This is a genomic window from Actinomadura opuntiae (assembly GCF_030283205.1).
Taxonomy (GTDB): domain Bacteria; phylum Actinomycetota; class Actinomycetes; order Streptosporangiales; family Streptosporangiaceae; genus Spirillospora.
In genome coordinates this window covers 80632-102931 of sequence record NZ_JASNWF010000023.1, presented here as the reverse complement: position 1 = coordinate 102931, position 22300 = coordinate 80632, and the positions used below count along the sequence as shown (strand labels likewise).

Annotated in this window: 24 protein-coding genes; 19 read left to right on the top strand and 5 right to left on the bottom strand. The window is 75.4% G+C overall.

Annotated elements, in window-relative coordinates:
* Positions 1 to 34 precede the first annotated feature (34 nt).
* From QP089_RS39025 to QP089_RS38960, 14 genes are read left to right on the top strand one after another with little or no spacing between them, the layout of a single operon-like run.
* Positions 35 to 775, top strand: coding sequence for a beta-ketoacyl-ACP reductase (locus QP089_RS39025; protein ID WP_285918966.1), 741 nt, complete (start codon positions 35 to 37; stop codon positions 773 to 775).
* Positions 772 to 1815 carry a 3-hydroxyacyl-ACP dehydratase FabZ family protein gene (locus QP089_RS39020; RefSeq protein WP_285918964.1) on the top strand — a complete coding sequence of 348 codons (1044 nt, stop codon included), beginning with the start codon at positions 772 to 774 and terminating at the stop codon, positions 1813 to 1815. The genes QP089_RS39025 and QP089_RS39020 overlap by 4 nt, the downstream gene beginning before the upstream one ends.
* Positions 1812 to 2066 (top strand): acyl carrier protein, encoded by a 255-nt coding sequence (locus tag QP089_RS39015; RefSeq protein WP_285918963.1) that lies wholly within the window; start codon positions 1812 to 1814, stop codon positions 2064 to 2066. The genes QP089_RS39020 and QP089_RS39015 overlap by 4 nt, the downstream gene beginning before the upstream one ends.
* Positions 2067 to 2068: 2 nt before the next feature.
* Positions 2069 to 3274, top strand: a complete 1206-nt coding sequence (locus QP089_RS39010) for a beta-ketoacyl-[acyl-carrier-protein] synthase family protein (RefSeq protein WP_285918962.1) — start codon at positions 2069 to 2071, stop codon at positions 3272 to 3274.
* A complete protein-coding gene (locus tag QP089_RS39005; RefSeq protein WP_285918960.1) occupies positions 3271 to 4350 on the top strand; it encodes a beta-ketoacyl synthase N-terminal-like domain-containing protein in 1080 nt (359 codons plus the stop codon). The genes QP089_RS39010 and QP089_RS39005 overlap by 4 nt, the downstream gene beginning before the upstream one ends.
* The gene (locus QP089_RS39000; protein ID WP_285918959.1) at positions 4328 to 5437 is read left to right on the top strand and encodes a beta-ketoacyl synthase N-terminal-like domain-containing protein; all 1110 of its coding nucleotides are present in this window, start codon (positions 4328 to 4330) and stop codon (positions 5435 to 5437) included. The genes QP089_RS39005 and QP089_RS39000 overlap by 23 nt, the downstream gene beginning before the upstream one ends.
* Positions 5434 to 6267: a beta-ketoacyl synthase N-terminal-like domain-containing protein gene (locus QP089_RS38995; RefSeq protein ID WP_285918957.1), complete on the top strand. Its 834-nt coding sequence runs from the start codon at positions 5434 to 5436 to the stop codon at positions 6265 to 6267. Before QP089_RS39000 ends, QP089_RS38995 begins: the two co-directional genes overlap by 4 nt.
* Entirely contained in the window at positions 6264 to 7067 is an 804-nt protein-coding gene (locus tag QP089_RS38990) for an alpha/beta fold hydrolase (protein ID WP_285918956.1), read from the top strand. The genes QP089_RS38995 and QP089_RS38990 overlap by 4 nt, the downstream gene beginning before the upstream one ends.
* On the top strand, positions 7064 to 8002 hold the full coding sequence (locus QP089_RS38985; RefSeq protein WP_285918954.1) for a thioesterase family protein: 939 nt from the start codon (positions 7064 to 7066) through the stop codon (positions 8000 to 8002). Before QP089_RS38990 ends, QP089_RS38985 begins: the two co-directional genes overlap by 4 nt.
* Positions 7999 to 8640 carry a 2-hydroxychromene-2-carboxylate isomerase gene (locus QP089_RS38980; protein WP_285918953.1) on the top strand — a complete coding sequence of 214 codons (642 nt, stop codon included), beginning with the start codon at positions 7999 to 8001 and terminating at the stop codon, positions 8638 to 8640. Before QP089_RS38985 ends, QP089_RS38980 begins: the two co-directional genes overlap by 4 nt.
* Positions 8637 to 8795: a hypothetical protein gene (locus tag QP089_RS38975; protein ID WP_285918952.1), complete on the top strand. Its 159-nt coding sequence runs from the start codon at positions 8637 to 8639 to the stop codon at positions 8793 to 8795. The genes QP089_RS38980 and QP089_RS38975 overlap by 4 nt, the downstream gene beginning before the upstream one ends.
* A complete protein-coding gene (locus QP089_RS38970) occupies positions 8792 to 9571 on the top strand; it encodes a class II aldolase/adducin family protein (protein WP_285918951.1) in 780 nt (259 codons plus the stop codon). Before QP089_RS38975 ends, QP089_RS38970 begins: the two co-directional genes overlap by 4 nt.
* Before the next feature lie 13 nt (positions 9572 to 9584).
* Positions 9585 to 11126 (top strand): AMP-binding protein, encoded by a 1542-nt coding sequence (locus QP089_RS38965; RefSeq protein WP_285918950.1) that lies wholly within the window; start codon positions 9585 to 9587, stop codon positions 11124 to 11126.
* The gene (locus QP089_RS38960; protein WP_285918949.1) at positions 11123 to 12352 is read left to right on the top strand and encodes a cytochrome P450; all 1230 of its coding nucleotides are present in this window, start codon (positions 11123 to 11125) and stop codon (positions 12350 to 12352) included. The genes QP089_RS38965 and QP089_RS38960 overlap by 4 nt, the downstream gene beginning before the upstream one ends.
* Before the next feature lie 110 nt (positions 12353 to 12462).
* On the opposite strand, the gene QP089_RS38955 is transcribed toward QP089_RS38960, so the two are convergent.
* The gene (locus QP089_RS38955) at positions 12463 to 13812 is read right to left on the bottom strand and encodes an FAD-dependent oxidoreductase (protein ID WP_285918948.1); all 1350 of its coding nucleotides are present in this window, start codon (positions 13810 to 13812) and stop codon (positions 12463 to 12465) included.
* Positions 13813 to 13846: 34 nt separating this feature from the next.
* Entirely contained in the window at positions 13847 to 14260 is a 414-nt protein-coding gene (locus QP089_RS38950; protein WP_285918947.1) for an SgcJ/EcaC family oxidoreductase, read from the bottom strand.
* 212 nt (positions 14261 to 14472) lie between these two features.
* On the opposite strand from QP089_RS38950, the gene QP089_RS38945 reads away from it, so the two are divergent.
* Complete coding sequence (locus tag QP089_RS38945) at positions 14473 to 15657, top strand: acyl-CoA dehydrogenase family protein (protein WP_285918946.1); 1185 nt, start codon at positions 14473 to 14475, stop codon at positions 15655 to 15657.
* A 190-nt stretch (positions 15658 to 15847) separates the two neighbouring features.
* On the opposite strand, the gene QP089_RS38940 is transcribed toward QP089_RS38945, so the two are convergent.
* From QP089_RS38940 to QP089_RS38930, 3 genes are read right to left on the bottom strand one after another with little or no spacing between them, the layout of a single operon-like run.
* Positions 15848 to 17092: a cytochrome P450 family protein gene (locus tag QP089_RS38940; RefSeq protein ID WP_285918945.1), complete on the bottom strand. Its 1245-nt coding sequence runs from the start codon at positions 17090 to 17092 to the stop codon at positions 15848 to 15850.
* Between the two features lie 14 nt (positions 17093 to 17106).
* Positions 17107 to 18249: an epoxide hydrolase family protein gene (locus QP089_RS38935; protein WP_285918944.1), complete on the bottom strand. Its 1143-nt coding sequence runs from the start codon at positions 18247 to 18249 to the stop codon at positions 17107 to 17109.
* A gap of 53 nt (positions 18250 to 18302) precedes the next feature.
* Positions 18303 to 18515 (bottom strand): MbtH family protein, encoded by a 213-nt coding sequence (locus QP089_RS38930; RefSeq protein ID WP_285918943.1) that lies wholly within the window; start codon positions 18513 to 18515, stop codon positions 18303 to 18305.
* A gap of 226 nt (positions 18516 to 18741) precedes the next feature.
* Here QP089_RS38930 and QP089_RS38925 point away from each other — a divergent pair, with 226 nt between their 5' ends.
* The 4 genes from QP089_RS38925 to QP089_RS38910 all read left to right on the top strand — a co-directional run bounded on the left by QP089_RS38925 (position 18742) and on the right by QP089_RS38910 (position 22291).
* On the top strand, positions 18742 to 19776 hold the full coding sequence (locus QP089_RS38925) for a methyltransferase (RefSeq protein WP_285918942.1): 1035 nt from the start codon (positions 18742 to 18744) through the stop codon (positions 19774 to 19776).
* Between the two features lie 22 nt (positions 19777 to 19798).
* Positions 19799 to 21097, top strand: a complete 1299-nt coding sequence (locus tag QP089_RS38920; protein ID WP_285918941.1) for an activator-dependent family glycosyltransferase — start codon at positions 19799 to 19801, stop codon at positions 21095 to 21097.
* Positions 21094 to 21441 (top strand): MmcQ/YjbR family DNA-binding protein, encoded by a 348-nt coding sequence (locus QP089_RS38915; protein ID WP_285918940.1) that lies wholly within the window; start codon positions 21094 to 21096, stop codon positions 21439 to 21441. The genes QP089_RS38920 and QP089_RS38915 overlap by 4 nt, the downstream gene beginning before the upstream one ends.
* 67 nt (positions 21442 to 21508) lie before the next feature.
* Positions 21509 to 22291: an SDR family oxidoreductase gene (locus QP089_RS38910; RefSeq protein ID WP_285918939.1), complete on the top strand. Its 783-nt coding sequence runs from the start codon at positions 21509 to 21511 to the stop codon at positions 22289 to 22291.
* Positions 22292 to 22300 lie beyond the last annotated feature (9 nt).

Sequence of the window (22300 nt, the reverse complement as noted above, 5' to 3'; positions counted from 1 at the left end):
CATGGCGTCGGAAGTATTCGCAGGGAGGGGTGCGATGTCGGATCGGCATGGTGTTCTGGTCACCGGCGCATCGCGCGGAATCGGGCGCGCCGTCGCCTTGCGGCTGGCCCGCGAGGGCTATGCGGTGGCGGGCTGCCACCGCAGCGCTCGGGTCGAGGCGCGGCAGACCGAAAAGGACGTCGAACGCTACGGAAACGGCTGCTATTTCGCCGAGTGCGACGTGGCCGACCCCGAGGCCGGCGAGGAGTTCATCAGCGCCGCCGAGGACCGCATCGGACCGATCGGCCTGCTGGTCAACAACGCCGGCATCACCCGGGACGCGCCGCTCGTGCTCTCCTCCCACCAGGACTGGGACACGGTCCTCGCCACCAATCTGTCCGGCACCCGCAACATGTGCCGGGCCATGGCGTTCCGGTTCATGAAGAACCACGGCGGCGCCGTGGTGAACATGTCGTCGGTCGCCGGAATCTACGGGAACGCGGCGCAGACCGCCTATGCCTCGACCAAGGCCGGAATCATCGGGTTCAGCAAGTCATTGGCGAAGGAGGTCGCCGGATACGGCGTCCGCGTCAATGTCGTCGCCCCCGGTTTCATCGATACCGACATGACCGGTGAACTGCCGGAGAAACTGCGGGCGCAGGCCCTTTCCCAGATCCCCGTCGGACGGTTCGGCCGGCCCGAGGAGGTGGCCGAGCTCGTCGCCTTCCTGCTGTCAGAGCGGGCGTCCTACATCACCGGCCAGGTCTTCCAGGTGGACGGGGGGATCCTGCTGTGACCACCGCGCCGGCCCCGACCTGGCGGACCGCGCCCGCCGCGCCCCCGGTCGCGGCGCCCGCCCGCGCCGTGGACGCCTGGCGGGCCGAGCCGATCGACGGCGGCTGGACGGTCTCCGCGCGGGTCCGGGTCCGCGGGGACGACCCGAACCTGCGCGGGCACTTCCCCGGCCTCGCGGTCTACCCGGGCGTGTTCATGGTGGAGACCCTCCGCCAGAGCGTGGCCCTCGCCGTCCCCGGCGACCCGGCGCTGCGCCTGCTGCGCTCGGTGCGCTTCCTGTCCCCGCTGCTGGACGGCGACGAGCTGCACATGCGGATCACGGCGACCGAGCGTCCGGACGGCGGCTGGGACGTCACCGGTACCGGCCGCAACGGCGCCGACGGGCGTCCGGTGACCCGCCTCAGCGCGCTGTTCGGCTCGCCGCCGGACGCGTCCGGCGGCCCGCTCACCAGCCTGCCCGCGGGGGTGCGCGAGCATCCCGCCGTCCGCGCGACACTGCCGCAACGGCACCCGCTGCTGCTGGTGGACCGGGTCGTGGAGTTCGACCCCGGCATCGGCGTCGTCGCGGTCAAGGCGGTCACCGCGAACGAGCCCTGCTACGCCGGCGTCCCCGACGGCGCGGGGGAGAACGCCTACCACTACCCGCCGTCGCTCATCGTCGAGTCCCTCGGCCAGGCCGCGGCGCTGCTCTGGCTGGACGGCGACGGCACGCGCGACCCCGCCGACCCGGCCGGCCCAGCCGACCCCAGAAGTCTTGGCGGCGACGGCGCGGTCCTGATGTTCGCGGGCGCGCGCGACTTCTCCTTCGACGGCGCCGTCCGGCCCGGCGACGTGATGGTCCATCGGGTCCGGCTGGACTCCGTGGTCGCCGGCACCGCCTTCGCCTGCGGCGAGACCCGGGTCGGCGGACGCCGCGTCGCCGCCGTCCGGCACCTGATCGCCACCCGGCGCCCCGTGCGCCCCACCGACTCCGCGCCCGTCCCGGGCGCGGACGCCCACGACAGCGACGACGCACGGTCGTCCAGGGAAGGAACGCGATGACCCCGGAAGAGCAGCGGCTCGAGGAGCTGCGCGAGATGGTCGCCGAGGTGCTGGAGGTGGAGCCGGACGAGCTCACCGACACCGGCGACTTCGTGGAGGACTACGAGGCCGACTCGCTGCGGGCCATCGAGATCCTGGCCCGCATCGACAAGGCGTACAAGGTGCAGATCCCGCAGGCCGAGCTGCCCGAGCTGCGCAACCTCAAGGCCGTGCACGCGGCGCTCCTGCGGCACTCGGGCCGGCGGGGCTGACCGTGACGCGCGTCGCGGTGACCGGGCTCGGCCCGGTGTCCAGCATCGGCGTGGGGCTGCCGGCCTTCGCCGAGGCGCTGCGCGCGGGACGCTCCGGGATCGCGCCGATCACCGGCTTCGACCCGTCGGGGTTCCCGCACCGCAACGCCGGCGAGGTCCGCGGCTTCCGGCCGCGCGACCACCTGCGCCGGCTGGATCCGCGGCGCTGGGGGCGGTCCAGCCTGTTCGCCGCGGGCGCGGCGCGGCTGGCCGCCGCCGACGGCGGCCTGGACCCCGGGTCGCTCGACCCGGCCAGGGCGCACGCCGTCATCGGCACCACCAGCGGCGAGTCGACGGTCGCCGAGGCGCTCACCGCGCAGATCGTCGAGGACGGCTTCGCCGGGCAGGACCCGGGCCTGCTGGCGCGGCTGCCCGCCGGGCGGCTGGCGAACGCGGTCAGCGAGGAGCTCGGCCTGCGCGGCGAGTCGCTCACCGTCGCCACCGCGTGCTCGGCCAGCAACTACGCCCTCGGCTACGCCTACGACCTGCTGGTCACCGGCGAGGCCGACGTGGTGCTGGCCGGCGGGGCCGACTCGGTCTGCCGGTGGGCGCACGCCGGGTTCTACCGGCTCGGGGCGCTCGCCGAGCACGCCTGCGCCCCCTTCGACCGTGACCGTTCCGGGATCCTCACCGGGGAGGGCGGGGCCGTGCTGCTCCTGGAGACCTTCGACCACGCGCGGGCGCGCGGCGCCCGCGTCTACGCCGAGCTGCTCGGCTACGGCCTGAACTGCGACGCCAGGCATCCGGTCGCGCCGGACACCGCGAGCGTCGCCGAGTGCATGCGGCTCGCGCACCGCAACGCGGGGGTCGGGCCGGACGACGTCGACTACATCTGCGCGCACGGCACCGGCACCCCCACCAACGACCTGGTGGAGAGCCGGGCCATCCTGGAGGTGTTCGGGGACCGGCCGCCGCCGGTCAGTTCGATCAAGTCGATGATCGGGCACACGATGGGCGCGGCCTGCGGGTTCGGTGCGATCGCGACCGTCCTCGCCCTCGACCGCGGGTTCCTGCCTCCGACCGTCAACTGGGTCACCGCCGACCCCGAGATGCCGGGCATCGACCCGGTGCCGAACGTCGCCCGCCCGGCCCGGCCGCGGATCGCGCAGAACGACGGGTTCGCGTTCGGCGGCAACAACGCGATCGTGATGCTGGGGGCGGTCGCATGACCGGCGCCGGCATCGGCATGGGCATCGCGGGGTGGAGCGTCCTCAGCGCCGGCCCCGCCAAGGTAGCCGAGCTGTACGACGAGCCGCTGCCCGGGCCCGTCGGGCACGCCCTCACCGGCTTCGACGCGCGCGCCCGGCTCGGCCGCAAGGGCACCGGCTCCTACGACCGGGTCACCGCGCTCGCCGTGGTCTGCTGCCAGGAGGCGCTGCGGGACGCGGGCACCGCCGTCGACGACGCGGCCCGCACCCGGATCGGCGTCGCGCTCGGCACCACGATGGGCAGCTTCAAGTCCACCAGCGACTACAGCCGCGAGACCCTCGTCCAGGAGCGGCCGTACCTGGTCAACCCGCTGCTGTTCCCGAACACGGTGATGAACTGCGCGGCCGGGCAGGTCGCGATCCGGTTCGGGCTGAAGGCCGTGAACGCCACGATCGCCGGGGGGCCGGTCGCGTTCCTGAACGCGCTGCGCTACGCCGGCAACGCGATCGGGCGCGGCTACGCCGACGTGATGCTCACCGGCGCGGCCGAGGAGTTCACCCCGCACCGCGCCTGGGCCGCCCGGCTGACCGGGCCGGACGGGGCGTTCGAGCCGGGCGAGGGCGCCGGGGTGTTCGTGCTGGCCGGGCCGCGCGCCCCGGCCTGGGCGGGGCCGCGGCGTCCCGCCGGGATCCTCGCGGTCGCGACCGGGTACGGCCCCGGCGGCGATCCGGACGGCCGCGCGCTGGCCGGCTGCGCCGAGCGGGCCCTCGCCCGCGCGGGCGTCCGGCCCGCCGAGGTCGCCGCCGTGGTCACCGGCGAGGGCTCCGACGCCGACCGCGGCGAGTTCGCCCCGGTCGCGCGGGTGCTCGGCCGCGAACCGGAACGCGTCCCCGCCAAGCGGGACGCCGGGGACTGCGACGCCGCCTCGCCCGCGCTCGGCCTCGGCGCCCTGCTCGCCTCCGGCCGCCTGGACGGCGGGGAAGTCGCGCTGCTGACCGCGCGCGGCGCCGACGGGGCGGCGGGCGTCGCCGTCGTGCGCGGCGGGCCGGCCGGGAACGGGAAGGGGGCCGCCGGTGCCGGCACTGATCACGGCTAGCGCGGTGCGGACCTGCTTCGGCACCGGGGCGGAGACCTTCGCCGCGCTGCTCGCCGGCCGCAGCGGGGCCGGCCCGCTGCGGCACGGCGAGCCCGGCCTGCTCGGCGTCAAGACCGGCTACCACCTGGTCGACGGCGGCGGTTCGGCGTTCAAGGCGAGCCGGCTGCTGGCGGACGCGGTCGGGGAGGCGGTCCGGCAGGCGGGCCTCGACCCCGCCCGCGAGCGGGTGGCCGTGCTCGTGGGCACCGGCCTGGGCGAGCTGTCGGCGGTGGAGCGGTGGGCGATCGACGGGACGCCGGTCCCGCCCCGGGCCCTGGACTTCGAGGGGGCGGTGCGGGCCGTGCTGCCCGGCGCCGCCGAGGTGACGACCCTCTCGGGCGCGTGCAGCGCGGGCGGCCACGTCCTCGCGCTGGCGCAGGACCTGGTGGAGCTCGGCGAGGCGGACGCCGTCGTCGCCGCGGCCGCCGACACGATGACCCGCTCGATGCTCACCATGATCGGCCGGGTGGCGCCGGTGCCCGCCGCGATGGTCCGCCCGTTCGACGCCCGGCGGGAGGGGGTGCTGCTCGGCGAGGGCGCGGCCGCGGCCGTCGTTGTCCCCGCGACTCGGCCGGGCGCATGGCCGCTCGCCCGGCTGGCCGCGACGGGGCTGTCGTGCGACGCGGGCCATCCGACCGCGCCGGACGTCGCCGGGATCCGCCGCGCGATGCAGGACGCCTACGACCGCGCCGGGCGGCGTCCCGCCGACACCGGCCTGGTGATCGCGCACGGGACGGGGACCGCGCTGAACGACCCCGCCGAGTGCCGGGCGCTGCGCGAGCTCGGCGGGGAGCCGCTGGTGACGGCCGTCAAGGGCGCGGTCGGGCACACCTCGGGCGCCGCCGTGCTGGTCAACCTGGACGTCGCGATCCGCTGCCTGCACGAGGGCCTCGTGCCGCCCGTCGCGGGACTGCGGACCGTCCTGGACGAGGGCGCGGGCCTGCGGTTCGTCGTGGACCGCCCGGCCGCGCTGCCGCCGGGCCCGATCCAGTTGAACGCCTTCGGGTTCGGCGGCGTCAACGCGGTCACCCTCCTGGAGGCCGCATGAACGTCGCGGTGACCGGATGGAGCCTGCACCTGCCGGGTGTGCGGCCGGCGGACGCGCTGACCGCCCGCCTCGGCAGGCGTCCCGGCGCCTGGGCGCGCGCCGACGCGGTCCCGGCGGACCGCGCCGCCGACCTCCTCGGCCGCAAGGGGCTGCTGGGCGTGGAGCCCGCGACCCGGCTGGCGCTGTGCGCGGTGCACCGCGCGCTGCGGCTGCCGCCGGGCCACCGGCCGGACGATCCCGCCGACCCGCGCGCCGCCGTGGTGGCCTGCGGCGACCTCGGGACCGCCGAGGCCGTCGCGCGGGTGGCCCGGGCCGCCGCGACCGAGGGCGGGACGGCCGTCAGCATCCTGGACGCGCCGAACGTGTCCGGCAACGTCGTCGCCGCCACGGTCGCGATCCGGTACCGGCTCGGCGGCCCCAACCTCATGGTGTGCTCGGGCCCGGACGCCGGCGCGCGCGGGCTGCGGCTCGCGCTCGTCCTGCTGCGCGCGGGCCGCGCGGACCGGGTGGTCCTCGTCGGCACGGAACCCGCCGACGAGGTGGCGGCCGCCCTGCACGCCGCGGACGGCCCCGCCGCGCCGCTCACCGCCGGGGCCGCCTGCGTCGTCCTGGCGGCATCGCCGGTGGGGGCATCGCTCGAACTGTGCGCCCCGGATGGCGGCGACGCGGTGCGGATCGGGCCCGGCGGGTTCGACACGGCCGCGGAATGGGGCGACCACCGCGGCGCCGAGACGGTGGTCGGGCTGGCGCTCGCCGCGCACCTCGTCGCCGACGAGGGAGCGGACGCCGCCGACGTGCACGGCGCGGCGCGGGTGCGGAGGGCGCGATGACCACGCCGACACCGGCGCTGCACGTCCTGTCGCGCGGCCGTCCCGGCGCCCCCCTGGTCGTGTTCGCGCACGGGCTGGAGGACACCTGGACCTGCTGGGGGCCGCTGGCGGGGCGGCTCGACCGCGGCTGGCGCATGGTCGCGCTGGACCTGCCGTGGCGGGCCGGCAACGACTACCGCTGGCGGAACCGGCGGCCCGGCGCGTGGCTCGGCGACGCCCTCGACCTCGTCGGCGCCGTCCCCGACGTCCTCGTCGCGCACTCCTTCGGCGCGAACGCGACGCTGGAGCTGCTGTGCGCGGACGACCCCCGCGCCGGCCGGTCGTCGGCCCTGCTGTGCCCGCTGTACCGGCCGCCCCGGCACCGGCTCACCTGGCGCATGCTCGACCGGTCGCGCAAGACGTTCGTCCAGCACATCCGGGACGGCGTGCGGGCCCGGCTGGGGGCGCGCGCCGCGACGCTGAACCCGGCGCTGCTCGACACGATGATGGACCTCGCCGTGGACCGGGTCGGGCCGGCCGGATTCCTCACCGCGTTCGAGCAGTTCGCGTCCACCGCGGACCTGCCGCTGGCGGCGGCGGGCCGGCCGGCGCTCGTCATCGCCGGCGACCGCGACCCCGCCGCGTCCGGGGAGGCGGCCCGCGAGCTCGCCGCCGGCATGCCCGGCGCGCGGGCCGTCATCGACCCCGGCTACGACCACTTCTGCCATCTCCGGCACGCCCCCGCCATCGCCGGCCGGATCGCCCGGCTGGCCCGCGAGGTCCACCCGTCCCCGACCAGAACGGCAGGCCAGTCACGATGACCGCCACCCCGACAGCAGCGGCGCCGGCAGCGGCCGCGCCGACCGTCGTGCGGGCGCGCCCCGGCTTCGAGGGCGCCAACATCCGCACCTGGATCGGTTTCAAGCACTTCATCTACCTCGTCGAGCAGGCCGTCCTGCAATGGCTGGTCGACCAGGGCGCGGGCGCGCGCACCCTGTTCCTGGAGCACGGCCTCGGCGCCGAGATCGTCGAGTGCTCCGTGCAGCTGCCCGCCGTCCTGGAGCTCGACGACGAGGTGACCGCGCGGGTCGCCGCCCGCGGCGACGGCCGCCTCGACGTCCGGCTCACCGTGCTGCGGGACGGCGCGGAGGTGACGGTGCTGCGCGGCAAGGTCACGGTGGCGCTGGTCCGCGAGCGCAGAGCCGACCGGTACCGCCCGGCGCCGCCGCGGCTCGCCGCCCTGGAGACCGACGCGCTGGCGCGGCCGGGCGGGCCCGCCCCGATCCCGTTGCCGGCGGGACGGTCCGTCCGGACCGCCGTCGGCGCCGACGCGTTCCTGTGGTCGTGGCGGGCGCCCTACTTCTACTGCCACTACACCGACCGGGTGCAGCACTCCGGGTACGTCCGCGCCCTGGAGGAGGTCGTCGACCGGTTCCTCGCCGACCGGGGCATCTCGGTCGGGCGGCTGCTCCACGAGCGGTCCTGGATCCCGGTGGTGTCGCGCGCCCGGATCAGCCTGCTCGCGCCGGCGCACATGGAGGAGACGGTGCACACCGTCTTCACCGTCGTGGACGTCCTGCGCGGCGTGATGTTCGACGCCCGGATGGACTGCTACGTCCGGCGGAGCGACCGGCTGGTCCCCGTCGCGACGGCCAGCATCCTGCACGGATACGCGATCGCCGCCGGCGAGGGGGCGGGCGGCCTCGCAGAGCTGGATGACGCGACGATCGAGGCGCTCACTGGAGGCGGCCGATGACGCGCGCGAAGACCCGGCGGCCCCGGCTGTACTTCTCCTTCCGCAGCCCCTACAGCTGGCTGACCGTCCACCGCCTCCTCGCCGAGGTGCCGGACGCGTTCGAGACCTTCGACCTGTTCCCGTACTGGGACCCGGACGAGCGGACCTGCGAGGCGCTGCGCGCCCGCGGCGGCGAGTTCCACTACGTGCAGATGAGCCGTGCCAAGCACCTGTACATGCTGCTCGACACCAAGCGGACGGCCGAGCGGGCCGGGCTCGCCATGGCCTGGCCCATCGACGTCGACCCCTGGTGGGAGCCGCCGCACCTGGCGTGGCTGCTCGCCCGCCGCCGCGGCCTGGCCCGCCCGTTCTACGACGCGATCGTGCGGGCCCGCTGGGGCCGCGGCGACGACATCTGCGAGCCGTCCGTCGTCCGCGCGGCCGCGGCCGAGGCGGGGCTGGACCCGGACGAGGCCGTCGCCGCGCCGAGCGACCCGTCCATCAGGGACGAGGCCGCCGACTGCCTGTACCAGGCCTACCTCGACGACGTGTTCGGCATCCCCTACCTGAAGTGGGGCCGGCACCGGTTCTGGGGCTACGACCGGCTCGACGCCTTCCTGGAGACCTGGAGACCGGCGCTCGAAGGGAGCACGGCATGACCGATATGACCGACACGCACGCGCCCGCGCCGTCCGAGAGCGAGGCATCGCCCGCGGTGCCGGCGGACGGGCCCGACCCCTGGGAGGGCATCCCCGCCGAACTGCTGGACGGCGGCCGCGCCTACGACACCGACACTGCGGGGGGCTGCGGATGACGACCGCCCCCGCCACCGGAGAACGGCGCGCCGCCGCGCGCCGCCCGGAACGCACGCCCGCCGAGGAACGGCTGTACCGCAAGCAGCGGCTCGCCGCCGCGCTGCGGCTGTTCGCCCGGTTCGGGTTCGCCGAGGGCGCCGGCGGCCACATCACCGCCCGCGACCCCGAGCACCCCGACCGCTTCTGGATCAACCCGTTCGGCGTCGACTTCGGCCATGTGCGGGTCAGTGACCTGCTGCTCGTCGACCCCGACGGGACGGTCCTGCACGGGGAGGGGAGCGTGAACCCGGCGGGCTACGCCATCCACTCGCGGATCCACGCCGCCCGCCCGGACGTGGTGGCCGCCGCGCACTCCCATTCCGTGCACGGACGGGCCTGGTCGGCGCTGGGCCGCCCGCTCGACCCGCTCACCCAGGACGCGTGCGCCTTCTTCGAGGACCACGCGGTGTACCGGGAGTTCGGGGGAGTGGTCCTGGACGCCGAGGAGGGCGACCGGGTCGCCGGGAGCCTCGGCACCGGCAAGGCCGTGATCCTGGCCAACCACGGCCTGCTGACGGTCGGCGGATCGGTGCAGGAGGCCGCCTGGTGGTTCGTTTCGATGGAGCGGTGCTGCCAGATCCAGCTCCTGGCCGAGGCAGCGGGTACGCCCGTCGCGATCCCCGCCGCGACCGCGCGGCGCACCCGCGTCCACATGGGGTCGCCCGCGATGGGACGGCTGAACTTCAGGCCGCTGTACGCCGACATCGTCCGGGCCGAGCCCGGCCTGCTGGAGTAGGAGACCGCCGCCCATGCCGACCCTGCTGGACCGACACATCGACCGGGACGGCTCCGCGATCGCGATCAGCGGCGCCGGCGGCGCGGCGCTCACCTGGAGCCGGCTCGGCGAGCGCGTCGACCGCTGGAGCGACCTGCTCGCGGGCGCCGGGCTCGGAGAGGGCGACCGGGTCGCCGCCGTCCTCGGCAACCGGCCGGAGACGTTCGAGCTGCTGCTGGCGTGCCTGCACAGCGGGCTGGTCCTGGTGCCGGTGAACTGGCACCTGACCGCGCCGGAGATCCGCCACATCCTCGCCGACTCCGGCAGCAGGGCCCTGGTCGCCGAGCCCGCCTACGCCGCCACGGCGGCCGAGGCGCGCACGGAGGGCTGCGCGCTCGCGCTGGTGCTCGGCGACCGGGACCGCGACGGGTTCGCCGCCGCGGAGCCCCTACTGGCCGCTGCCGACCCCGCCGGGCCGGCGCGGCGGACCTGCGGGTCGACGATGCTCTACACCTCCGGCACGACCGGCGCGCCCAAGGGCGTGGTCAACAACCTGTTCACCGTCGGGGCGCCGTTCGAGAGGGTGGACCGGCTCACCCGCTACGCGCGGACGGTCCTCGGCGTCCCGGCGGGGGAGCGGGTGATGCTGGACGGCCCCTGGTACCACTCGGCGCAGCTGTTCTTCTCGCTGCTGTCGCTGCTGCAGGGGTCGCGGCTGGTCCTGCGGCCCCGGTTCGACCCGGCCGCCACGCTGCGCACCATCGACCGGGAGCAGATCACCGCCGTCCACCTGGTGCCGACGCAGTTCGTGCGGCTGTTGCGCCTGGACGAGGAGACCCGCCGCTCGTTCTCCGGCGCGAGCCTGCGCCGGGTCTGGCACGGCGCCGGGCCCTGCCCCGCCGAGGTGAAGCGCGCGATGATCGACTGGTGGGGGCCGGTGCTCGTGGAGTACTACGGCGCCACCGAGGGCGGAGCCGTCACCCTCATCGACTCCCACGAGTGGCTGCGCCGCCCCGGCAGCGTGGGCCGCGCCGTCCCCGCCTACGAGCTGCTCGTCGTCGGCCCGGACGGGACGCCGCTGCCGCCCGGGCGGGAAGGGCGCGTCTTCGTCCGCCGCAAGGGCGGCCAGGGGTTCCGCTACCACAACGACCCGGGCAAGACCCGCAAGGCGCACCTCGCGCCCGACACCTTCACCTTCGGCGAGCTCGGGCGGCTGGACGAGGACGGCTACCTCTACCTCGCCGGCCGCGAGCAGGACATGATCGTCTCCGGCGGGGTCAACGTGTACCCGGCGGAGGTGGAGGCGGCCCTGCTGGCCCACCCCGACGTGCGCGACGCCGCCGTGACGGGCGTCCCCGATCCGGAGTTCGGCGAGCGGGTGGTCGCCGTGGTGGAGCCCGCCGCGGGCGCCGGCTCCGACCTCGCCGTCCGGCTGGACCGGCACTGCCGCGGCCGGCTCGCCGGGTTCAAGACCCCCCGCGCCTACCACTTCGTCGACGCGCTGCCGCGCGAGCCCACCGGCAAGCTCCGCAAGGACGCGCTGCGCCTCACCGGCCTGCCCGGGACCCCGCGATGAGCCGCCCGGACATCGCCCACCCCGCCACCTACGCCGTCGGCGTCCCGCACGAGGAGTTCGCGCGGCGGCGCCGGGACGAACCGGTCGGCTGGGTGGAGGAGCCGCTGCTGGTCCGGCACGGCGGCGCCGGGCGGATCGCGCAGCGCGGCACCGGGTACTGGGCGGTCGCGTCCCACGACGCGGTGCGGGAGGTGTCCAAGCGGCCGGAGGTGTTCTCCTCGGCCGCCAAGGGCGCCTTCCTCACCGATCCGCGCAGCCGCGCCGACCTCGTCCAGGCCCGGCAGCTGCTGGTGAACATGGACGCGCCCGAGCACCTGCGGCTGCGCAAGACGATCACCGCGGTGTTCACGCCGCGGGCCGTGCGCGCGCTCGCCGGATCGGTGGCCGCGCACGCGTCCGCGCTCGCCGCCGCGGCGGTTGCGGCCGAACGGTTCGACGCGGTCGCCGACCTCGCCGCCGAGCTTCCGCTGCTGGTGCTGTCCGGCCTGCTCGGCGTGGACGAGGCGGACCGGCACCTGCTGTACCGGTGGAGCAACAACCTGGTCGGCTTCGACGACCCCGAGTACGGCGGCGGCGACATCGAGGTCTACCGCGCGACGTTCGCCGAGGCGTTCGGCTACGCGCGGCGGCTCGCGGCCCGCCGCCGCGCGGAACCGGCCGGCGACCTCTCCGGACGGCTCGTGGCCGCCGGGCTGTCCGACCGCGAGTTCTGCAGCTTCTGGCTGCTGCTGGTCGTGGCGGGCAACGAGACGACCCGGCATCTGATCTCCGGGTCGCTGCAGGCGCTCGCCGCCTTCCCCCGGCAGCGGGACGCGCTGGCGGCCGGCGAGGTGCCGATCGAGGACGCCGTGGAGGAGCTCATCCGGTGGGTGACGCCGATCATGCAGTTCCGGCGCACCGCCGTCCGCGACACCGAGCTGGGCGGGCGCCGGATCCGGGCGGGCGACAAGGTCGTCGTCTACTACACGTCCGCGAACCGCGACGAGACGGTGTTCGCCGACCCCGGCCGGCTCGACCTGTCCCGGCGGCCCAACCCGCACCTGGCGTTCGGGATCGGCCCGCACTTCTGCCTGGGCGCCCACCTCGCCCGGCTGGAGCTGGCCGAGCTGCTCACCGCGCTGCGCCCGCACCTCGCCCGGTTCGAGCCGCTCGGCCCGGCCGTGCGGCTGGAGTCGAACTTCGTCAACGGCGTCAAGTCCCTCCCGGCCCGGTTCGCGTCCCGCTGACCGGCGGGCGCGCGGCCCTTCGACCGGACGCGACCCGCCACGGAAAGAAACCACGGGAAAGGGGAGCGAGGCCCGCCTCGCTCCCCTTCCGCCGTCCGGCGACGCCGTTGTCAGCCGGCGGCCGCCTGCTCCGGCGGGGTCCCGCTCTTCAGCACCCGGTAGATCATCTCCGGGCTCATCAGCGCGCCCGCCGGGTCGACCAGGCCTGCCACCCGCATGAACGCCCGGGTGACCTGCCCGTCCTTGGTCGCCGCCGACTGCAGCAGCGCCATGTAGGCGTTCGCCATCTGCAGCTCCGGCGGCCGGGGGCCCTCGACCTGCGGGTAGGCGAGGTCGCCGCCGGCCGAGATCTGCCACGGCGCGTCGATCACCCCGGCGATGTCCTTCAGGAACGGCAGCGGCTCGGGGATCCCGCGCTCCAGGTGCGCGCGGAGCGTCAGCGCCTCCATCGCCGCGACCGTCATGCCCTGCCCGTAGACGGGGTTGAAGCTGCACGCCGCGTCCCCGACCACGATGAACCGGTCCGGGAAGCTCTCCAGCTCCTCGTACCGGCGCCGGACGCTCGCCGGGTACCGGAACGCCACCGGCTCGTCGAGCGGCTCGGCGTCCTTGACCGCGTCGTGGACGTCCGGGACGGGCAGCGACCGCAGCCACGCGTCGAAGCCCTCGTCGTCGGTCGGCGCGCTGTCGCCCAGCACCCCGGTCAGCGACACGATCGACCGGCCGTGGCCGACGCGGGAGAAGAACGCGCCGCGCGGCGTCGCCGGGGAGGAGACCGGGTTGATGGACAGGTCCCCGTTCAGGATCGACTCGTCCGGCAGCCGGTAGTGCCGGGTGGTGTAGCTCAGGTCGATCCGGATCCGCTCCTCGCGCGGCCGCGCGTGCCCGAGCTCCTCCAGCCAGGCGGGCGTGCGGGAGCCGCGGCCCGTCGCGTCCACCACCAGGTCCGCCTCGACCACCTCCGGGTCGCGGCCGGCGCGCTGGACCCGCGCCCCGATGACCCGGCCGCCGTCGGCAGCAGTGGCGAGCCCGACGATGTCGTACTCCTCCATGAACCGGACGTTGGCGCGCTCCTCCACCCCGGCCCGCACGTGGGCCTCCAGGACCGGCCGGTCGGTGGACACGCACACGCATCCGGTTGCGGCGGGCCGCAGCCGCCTGCCGTTGAAGAACCAGCGCAGCTCGCCGAGGTCGCCGGTCGGGATGCCCGCCGCGACGGCGCGCTCGGTGAAGCCGGGGAACAGCTCCTCCAGGATCTGCTGCCCGCGGGCGAGCAGCCCGTGCACGTGCCGGCCCTGCGGGACGCCGCGGCGCGCGGTCGTCACGCCGACCAGCCGGTCCCGGTCGACCACCACCACCTCGTCGAAGGCGTCCGCGAGCACCCGCGCCGCCAGCAGGCCCGCCATGCTCCCGCCCAGCACCACGGCCCGCCCGCCGACGGACCCGTCCTTTGCGTTCACGTCAACTCCCGGGGAGAAGGTAGGAGGCCGTCGCTCACCGCGCGTCGCGCGGGGTGTTCTGGTAGGCGGCGAGCCGCCAGGTCCCGTCGCGCTTGACCAGCAGCCAGGACGCCCGGATGGCCCGCTCGTCCGACGGCTCGCTCTCGCCCGGCGCGAGGACGCCGCCCTCGGTGATCAGCAGCCCGGTGGCGTCGCCGAACTGCCGGACGTGCACCGGCCGCCCGGTCACCCGGGTGCCCTTCAGGTCGTTCTCGAACGCCGCCGCCATGAACGCGGCGATCTCCTCGCGCCCGGCCCGGAACACCCCGGGCAGGATCATGGTGCCGTCCTCGGTGAACACCTCGGCGAACGCGGCGGCGTCGTGCGCCGCCCAGGCCTCGACGATGCGCGCCGGGACGGCCGCCAGGGCGGCCTGCTCCGCGGGAGTAGATGACGTGCTCGTGGTCATGTGCGGTCCTTTTCGGCTGGTGCGCGGACAATTCCCTGAGCACGGTCACGTGCTCGCTTCCCGACGATCGCACCGCGGCCGTGCGGAGGCCATCTCCTGTCTTGCGCGATCGCGTTCCGCGCATTTTCCGGGAGCATTCGAGAAGATGGCGCATCCGCCCGCCCGATGTGAGTATCCGAACGGAATGCAATGCGAATCCGACTGCGGGAGGAATGGTGACGATCACCGAAGCACCATCGCGTGCGGAGCTGGTGGCCGCCGCGCGGAACGCGGTGCCGGCGCTGCGGGAGCACGCGGCCTGGGGCGAGCGGAACGGGCGGCTGCACGAGGAGGCGGTCGCGGCGCTGAGCGAGGCGGGGATGTTCCGGCTGCGGCTCCCGGCCCGCTACGGCGGGTTCGAGTGCGACGCGCGCACCGTGGTCGACGCCGTCGCCGAACTGGCCGCGGGCGACGGCTCGGCCGCCTGGGTCGCCGGCGTCAACGCGATCACCACCTGGATGGCGGCGCTGCTGCCCGACGAGGTGCAGGACGAGGTGTTCGCGACCCCGGACGTGCGGCTGTGCGGCACGCTCAGCCCGACCGCCATGGGCGTCCCGGCGGACGGCGGCCTCGTGCTGAACGGCAAGTGGGCCTTCATCAGCGGCGCCCCGCACAGCCACTGGCAGGTCGTCATCGCGGTCGCGCCCGCGCCGGACGGCGACTTCTGGCCGGTCATGGCGGTCGTCCCGATGGCGGACCTGGCGATCGTCGACGACTGGGACACCTCCGGCCTGCGCGGGACGGGCTCGGTGAGCACCGTCGCGGAGAACGTGTACGTCCCCGAACGGCGGATCCTGCCGCTGCCGCTGGTGCTGGCCGAGCAGTACGCCTCGCGCGCCAACGCCGCCTCGCCGGTCTGGCGGGCTCCGCTGCTGCCGACCGCGTCCGCGCTGTCGGTCGGCACCGCCGTCGGGCTAGCGGCGGCCGCCAAGGCCGAGTTCCTCGACCGGCTGCCGACCCGCAAGATCACCTACACCGCGTACGAGGAGCAGAGCGCCGCCCCCGTCACCCATCTCCAGCTGGCGGACGCCGCGATGCGGATCGACGAGGCGTTCTTCCACGCGCACCGGCTCGCCGACCTCGTCGGCTCCAAGGGCGCCTCGGGGGCCCCGTGGAACGCCGAGGAGCGCGCGCGGGCGCGGGCGGACATGGGCCGGGCCGTCCGCCTCGCCAAGCAGGCCGTCGACACGCTGGCGGGGGCGAGCGGCGGGTCGTCCATCTACAGCTCGGTGCCGATCCAGCGCATCCTGCGCGACGTCCAGGCGATCACGACGCACGCTCTGATGAACCCCGACACCAACGACGAGCTGTACGGCCGGATCCTGTGCGGCCTGGAGCCCAACACCCTGTACTTCTGACGCGCCGTACTTCTGACGCGCCGCCCCTCCGAAGGACCGCCGCCGGTGCAGCACCGGCGGCGGTCTTCGGCGTTCCCCGGCGCCCGCTCGGGACGGGCCGCACGGATCGGTGGCGGGCATGCGCAGGCGCCGGCCGCCCGGTGGGCACGGGCGGCCGGCGCGCGGTGCGCGGCCCGCTGGGCCGCGCGGCTCAGCGCCGTCCCGACCCGGCGGGGACGGTCAGCCGCACCGGCAGCGTCCGGTGCCCGTTCATGATGAACGTCGGCAGCGGCGTCAGCTCGCCGGCGGGCACCGCCAGCTCCAGGTCGGGGAAGCGGCCGAACAGCCCGGACAGGCCGGTCTCGGCGACCATCCGCGCCACCCCGGCGCCCAGGCAGTAGTGCGGGCCGTGCCCGAACGACAGGTGCTCCTTGTCGGCCCGGGTGAGGTCGAAGGCGTCAGCGTCGTCGCCGTGCAGGGCCGGGTCGCGGCCCACGGCGCTGTAGTTGACCAGGATCGGGTCGCCCTTCGGGATCGTGACGCCGTCCAGCTCGATGTCCTCCACCGCGTACCGCAGCGGCAGGTGCGCCAGCGGCGACTCCACCCGCAGCGTCTCGTCGATGACGTCGTCCCAGGACGCCCGGCCCGACGTCACCAGCTCCCGCTGCTCCGGATGGGTCAGCAGCGCGGTGATGGCGTTGTCGAAGAAGTTGATCGTGGTCTCCGAGCCGGCGCCGAGGATCGCGAAGATGGTGTCGGTCAGCTCCGCCTCGCTGAGCCGCGAGCCGTCCTCGTCGCGGGCCGCGATCAGGTCGCTGGTGATGTCCTCGCCGGGCTCGCGCCGCTTGGCCTCGATCAGCTCGGCCATCGCGCCGCGCCACCCGGCCAGCACCGCCTGGGCCTGCTCGGGCGTGACGGTGGTGTCCACCATCATGTCGATGACGGACGCGGTCTTGGCGCGGGCGTCCTCCGACATCCCGATCAGGTCCGCGACGAGCCGGGCCGGCAGCGGGTAGGCGTACCGCTCGCGCAGGTCGACGACCTCGCCGGGGCCGGCCTGCGCCAGCCCGTCCAGCAGCTGGGCGGTCAGCTCCTCCACGCGCGGCCGGATCGCCTCGGTGCGGCGCGGCGTGAACGCCTTGCCGACCAGCCGTCGCAGCCGGACGTGGTCCCGGCCGTAGGAGGTCACCATGTTGTCCATGGCGATCCAGCTGATCATCTCCCAGTCCGGCGGGATCTCGCCGTTGATGAAGGCGGGCCAGTGGTTGCGGGCGCTCTTGGTCACCCGCGGGTCGGCCAGCAGTCTCTTGATCACCGAGTGTCGGTTCACCGACCAGGCGAGCACCCCGCCGGGCAGCTCGATCTGCACCGCCTCCCCCTGCGCGCGCAGCCTGGCGGCCTCGCCGTGGATGTCGCGGCCGGTGGTGTCCAGCTTGATTGGGCAGCCGTCGTGCATCGGATCGTCTCCTTCTACTTGAGCGTGCGCAGGAACGCGCGGACGTCCTCGACCAGCAGCGCCGGCTGCTCGAGCGCGGCGAAGTGGCCGCCGCGGTCGAACTCCGTCCAGTGCGCGATCGTCGGCAGGTCCCGCTCGGCGAGCCGCCGGACGGGGACGAAGAGGTCGTGCGGGAACACCGCGACGCCGACCGGCACCGGGACGGGCGGCGGCAGCGCCCCGGAGGCCGCCTGGGCGACCGCCTCGGCGCCCTCGTAGTAGAAGTTCGCGGCCGAGTGCGCGGTGCGGGTGAACCAGTAGATCGACACGTTGGCGAGCAGCCGGTCGCGGTCGACGGCGCCCTCGGGGTCGGTCCACTCGGCGAACTTCTCCGCGATCCACGCCAGGTGCCCGACCGGGGAGTCGTCCAGCGCGTACGACAGGGTCCGCGGCCGCGTCGCCATCACCTTCATGTACGCCGACTGCTGCTGGTCGAAGCGGGCCAGCCGGCCGAGGCGCGCCTGGTCGTCCGGGCCGAGGCCCTCCAGCTCGGCCGGGTCGCCGGACGGGAACGCCATCAGCATGTTGACGTGCACGCCGATCACGTGGTCGGGGTCGCACCGGCCGACCTGCAGCGAGATCGGGGACCCGGCGTCCCCGCCCTGCGCGGCGTAGGAGGTGTAGCCGAGCCGGCGCATCAGCTCCGCCCACGCCGCGGCGATCCGCGGCACGTCCCAGCCGGTCTGCCGCAGCGGCGCCGAGAACCCGTAGCCGGGCAGCGACGGGATCACCAGGTGGAACGCGTCGGCGGGGTCGCCGCCGTGCGCGCGGGGGTCGCTGAGCGGGCCGATGACGTCGAGGAACTCGACGACCGACCCGGGCCAGCCGTGCGTGAGCAGCAGCGCCCGGGCGCCGGGCTCGGGCGAGCGGACGTGCAGGAAGTGGATCGGCGCGCCGTCGATCTCGGTGACGAACTGCGGGTACCGGTTCAGCTCCGCCTCGGCGGCGCGCCAGTCGAAGCCGGTCCGCCAGTGCTCGGCCAGGTCGCGCAGGTGGCCGAGCGGCACCCCGCGGTCCCAGCCGGGGCCGCCGAGGTCGTCCGGCCACCGGGTCGCGGCGATGCGGCGGTGCAGGTCGTCCAGCTCCGCCTGCGGGATGTCGATCCGGAAGGAACGCATGGCTGTCCCATCTGCTGTGGTGTCTGCCGGTGTGTCGGGGTGACGCCGGCCGGTCAGGCGGCGTCCGGCGGCGATGCGGCCGCCCGCCGCGGGCGCATGTCCGTCCAGTGCACGGTGATGAATTCCAGGCACGCCGCCTTTTCGGCGGGGCCGTGGCGCACCGCCCATCCGGCCGGGACGTCGAGCGTCGCCGGCCAGAGCGAGAATTGCCCCTCGGCATTGGAGAGGACGCGGAAGGAAATGTCGTCGTCGTCGAATGGATTCACCGGTGGCGGCCCCTTTCCCCGCACGGGTTCCGTGAGGCGACCGTCCCATTCGGCGCGGGCGCGCGCATCTTCGGTATTGCCGGTTGGCCCGGTCCGCGGCGCCACCGCGGCGCCGGGGCCCGCAGGGCATTCCGGAAGATGCGGCGGCGCGGCCCGGCCGGTGAGCCTTGGTACGGCGCGCACCACAGACGCACTCCAGCCAGGCACGCCCCAGAGGGAGACCCGGATGACCCTGCCCAGCCCAGCGGCCGCCGCGCCGAGCCGGGACGCGCAGTCCGTGGCGCGGCTCACCGAGATGGCCGACTACATCGTCCCCTTCACGCTGCGGGCGGTCTGCGACCTCGGCGTCGCCGACCTGCTCGCCGACGGGCCGCGCCCGGTGCGGGAGCTGGCCCGCGAGACCGGCACGGACCCGCGGGCGCTGCTGAAGGCGCTGCGGGCGCTCGCGGGACGGGGCGTGTTCAGCGAACCGGAGCCGGAGGCGTTCGCGCTGACCGATCTGGGGCAGCCGTTGCGCAGCGACCATCCGCGGTCGCTGCGCGACGCCTACCCGTTCATCCCGGCGGACATCCAGGCGTGGGCGTCGCTGCCGCACAGCCTGCGCACGGGCAAGGCCGCCTTCGACCACGCGCACGGCCGGGACTACTGGGCGTACATGGCCGAGCATCCCGACGAGAGCGCCCGCTTCGACGCCTCCCAGCGCGCGGTGACCCGGCGGGAGGTGCGGACGCTGCTGCCGGCCTACCCGTGGTCGCGGTTCGGCACCGTCGCCGACGTCGGCGGCGGCAACGGGGCCTTCCTCGCGGCGCTGCTGGACGCCAACCCCGGCATGCGCGGCGTGCTGTTCGACCAGCCGCACGTGGTGGCCGCCGCCGGCCCGGTGCTGGCGGCCGCGGGCGTGGCGGACCGGTGCACGGTGGTCGGCGGCAGCTTCTTCGCGTCGGTGCCGTCCGGCGCCGACGCCTACGTGCTCAAACGGGCCCTGTACGACATCGGGGACGACGACCGGGCGCTGGAGGTGCTGCGCGCGGTGCGCGCCGCGATGAGCCCCGACGCCCGGCTGCTGGTGATCGAGCCGCTGTCGGAACCGGGCGACGCGTTCAGCTGGGGAAAGCTGTACGACCTGCTCCTGCTGGTCATGCGCGGCGGGGGCGGCCGCAGCCGGGCGCGGCTGGAGGAGCTGATGGCCACGGCGGGGCTGCGCCTCACCGGGGTCGTGCGCACCCGCGGCCTGCCGATCGTCGAGGCCCGCCCCCGCTAGGGCCGGCCGGGAGAGGAACCCGATGCGCTTCCTGTTCGCGTCCTATGCCGAGGACACGCACTTCTTCCCGATGGTGCCGATCGCCTGGGCGCTGCGCGCCGCCGGGCACGAGGTGCGGGTCGCGACGCAGCGCCCGCTCGTCCCGGCCGTCCTGCGGAGCGGCCTGCCCGTCGCGGAGGTCGCGGGCGACCACGACTGGCGGCGCCGGGTGGTGGCCGCGAGCGCCGAGAAGGGCGACTGGGAGAACTGGGTGCGGCGCGTCACCGACGTCGCCGAGAACGGCCACCGGATGGGCTGGGACGACCTGCACGCCTACTTCGAGGAGCAGGTCGAGCACGCCTGGAAGCACTTCAACCGCGGCCTGTTCGACGGCCTGGTCGGCTACGCGCGCGAATGGCGCCCCGACATGATCCTCTGGGAGCCGTTCACGTTCGCCGCCGCCGTCGCCGCCCGCGCCACCGGCGTCCCGCACGCCCGCGTCACGTGGGGCGCGGACGTGTGGGTGCGCGCCCGCCGCCGCTTCACCGAGCTGCTGGAGCGGCGCCCGCCGGGCGAGCGCTCGGACCCGCTGCGCGACTGGCTCGGCGCCGAGGCCGTGCGGTTCGGCGCCGGCTTCGGCGAGGAGCTGTTCACCGGGCAGTGGACCGTCGACCAGTCGCCGCCGAGCATGCGGCTGCCGTCCGGGGTGCGGACGATCCCGGCCCGGTACACCCCCTACAACGGGCCCGCCGAGATCCCCGGCTGGCTGCGCGAGCCGCCGTCCCGCCCGCGGGTGTGCGTGACCGGCGGGCTCACCGCGCGCGGCCTGTACGGCGCGGACCTGCTCGGCCCCGCGATGCTGGACGGGCTCGCCGCCCTGGACGTGGAGGTGGTCGCGACGGTCGCGGCCGGCGACGGGGACCGCCCCGCCCCGCCGCGCAACGTGCGGCTCGTCGACTTCGTGCCGATGGACGCGCTGCTGCCGACGTGCTCCGCCGTCGTCCACATGGGCGGGTTCGGGGTGATGTCCACGGCGATGGTGCACGGCGTCCCGCAGCTCACCCTGCCCAAGCTGGGCGACTCCACGGTGCGCGCGGAACTGCTCCGGGCGGCCGGGGCCGGGTTGGTAATCTCCCACGACGAGGCCACCCCGGAGGCCGTGCGCGACGCCGTCGCCCGGCTGCTGGCGGAGCCCGGATTCGGTGAGGCGGCGCGGCGGCTGCGCCGCGAGACGCTGAGCGAACCGGCCCCCGCCGAGGTGGCCGCCGCCCTCGCGGGGCAGGCGGCCGGACGGTCAGGGCCGCGCGCCCCCGCCATCGAGTCCGAAGGAGTGCCGCAGTGATCACGCTCGACGACATCCGCCGGTTCGCGCTCGCCCTGCCCGAGGTGGAGGAGGTCACGCACTTCGGGCTGCCGAGCTTCAAGGTCCGCAAGAAGCCCTTCGCCGGGGTGGAGAAGGGGGAGCAGACCGCGGTGTTCTCGGTGAGCGAGGAGGAGGCCGCGCAGGCCGTCGCCGCCGACCCCGACGTCTACGAGGAGGTCTGGCGCACCGCCGCCACCAAGATCTTCGTCGGCCTGCGGGCCGACCTGGCGAAGGTCACCGAGGAGCGCGTCGGGGAGCTGGTGGAGAGCGCCTGGCGCAACAAGGCCCCCAAGCGGGTGGTCGCCGCCTACGACGCCCGGTGACGGGCGGCCGATGACGGGCCGGGGCGGCGGTGCGCCGCCGCCCCGGCCCGGGGACGGAGGGACGGGCATGGACGGACTGTTGCGGGACAAGGTGGTGCTGGTCTCCGGAGTGGGGCCGGGCCTCGGGCGGGCGACGGCGCTGCGCTGCGCCCGCGCCGGAGCGGACGTCGTCCTCGCCGCCCGGGACGGCGACCGGCTCGACGCGGTCGCCGGGGAGGTGGCGGAGCTGGGCCGCCGGGCGGTCGCGGTGCCCGCCGACATCACCGACGAGGACTCTGCGGCAGCGCTCGCCGCCCGTGCCGTCGACGCGTTCGGGCATCTGGACGCGCTGGTCAACAACGCGACCGCGGGCATCCCTCCGGCCGCTCTCACGACCGTCGACCTCGGCGCGTTCACCTCGGGCATCGGCGTCGACGTCGTCGCCGCGCTGCGCCTGACCCGGCTGGTCGCCCCCGCGCTCGCCGAGCGCGGCGGTGCCGTGGTGATGGTCGCCTCCAGCGTGATCCGCGAGTCCCCGCCCGCCCTCGGCGTCTACAAGATGGTGAAGACCGGGCTCGTGTCGGTCGCGCAGACGCTCTCGGCTGAGCTCGGCCCGAGCGGCGTCCGGGTGAACGCGGTGGCGCCCGGGCCGCTGTGGGCGGACGCCGTCAAGACGCACTTCGCCGCCGTCGCGGAGCAGCGCGGCGTGCCCGTCCGGCAGGTCTACGACGAGACCGCCGCGACCATCGACCGGCGCCGGCTCACCGGCCCGGACGAGGCCGCCGACGCGATCGTGTTCCTGGTCTCCGACCTCGCGCGCGCCGTCACCGGCCACTGCCTCGACGTCAACGGCGGCCAGTACCACAACTGAACCGGCGAT

Bases quoted from the DNA above. Each gene is read 5' to 3' on its own strand.
- QP089_RS39025 (WP_285918966.1), top strand. From the start codon at position 35: ATGTCGGATCGGCATGGTGTTCTGGTCACCGGCGCATCGCGCGGAATC.
- QP089_RS39015 (WP_285918963.1), top strand. From the start codon at position 1,812: ATGACCCCGGAAGAGCAGCGGCTCGAGGAGCTGCGCGAGATGGTCGCC.
- QP089_RS39005 (WP_285918960.1), top strand. From the start codon at position 3,271: ATGACCGGCGCCGGCATCGGCATGGGCATCGCGGGGTGGAGCGTCCTC.
- QP089_RS38995 (WP_285918957.1), top strand. From the start codon at position 5,434: ATGAACGTCGCGGTGACCGGATGGAGCCTGCACCTGCCGGGTGTGCGG.
- QP089_RS38990 (WP_285918956.1), top strand. From the start codon at position 6,264: ATGACCACGCCGACACCGGCGCTGCACGTCCTGTCGCGCGGCCGTCCC.
- QP089_RS38985 (WP_285918954.1), top strand. From the start codon at position 7,064: ATGACCGCCACCCCGACAGCAGCGGCGCCGGCAGCGGCCGCGCCGACC.
- QP089_RS38980 (WP_285918953.1), top strand. From the start codon at position 7,999: ATGACGCGCGCGAAGACCCGGCGGCCCCGGCTGTACTTCTCCTTCCGC.
- QP089_RS38975 (WP_285918952.1), top strand. From the start codon at position 8,637: ATGACCGATATGACCGACACGCACGCGCCCGCGCCGTCCGAGAGCGAG.
- QP089_RS38970 (WP_285918951.1), top strand. From the start codon at position 8,792: ATGACGACCGCCCCCGCCACCGGAGAACGGCGCGCCGCCGCGCGCCGC.
- QP089_RS38965 (WP_285918950.1), top strand. From the start codon at position 9,585: ATGCCGACCCTGCTGGACCGACACATCGACCGGGACGGCTCCGCGATC.
- QP089_RS38960 (WP_285918949.1), top strand. From the start codon at position 11,123: ATGAGCCGCCCGGACATCGCCCACCCCGCCACCTACGCCGTCGGCGTC.
- QP089_RS38950 (WP_285918947.1), bottom strand. From the start codon at position 14,260: ATGACCACGAGCACGTCATCTACTCCCGCGGAGCAGGCCGCCCTGGCG.
- QP089_RS38945 (WP_285918946.1), top strand. From the start codon at position 14,473: ATGGTGACGATCACCGAAGCACCATCGCGTGCGGAGCTGGTGGCCGCC.
- QP089_RS38940 (WP_285918945.1), bottom strand. From the start codon at position 17,092: ATGCACGACGGCTGCCCAATCAAGCTGGACACCACCGGCCGCGACATC.
- QP089_RS38935 (WP_285918944.1), bottom strand. From the start codon at position 18,249: ATGCGTTCCTTCCGGATCGACATCCCGCAGGCGGAGCTGGACGACCTG.
- QP089_RS38925 (WP_285918942.1), top strand. From the start codon at position 18,742: ATGACCCTGCCCAGCCCAGCGGCCGCCGCGCCGAGCCGGGACGCGCAG.
- QP089_RS38920 (WP_285918941.1), top strand. From the start codon at position 19,799: ATGCGCTTCCTGTTCGCGTCCTATGCCGAGGACACGCACTTCTTCCCG.
- QP089_RS38910 (WP_285918939.1), top strand. From the start codon at position 21,509: ATGGACGGACTGTTGCGGGACAAGGTGGTGCTGGTCTCCGGAGTGGGG.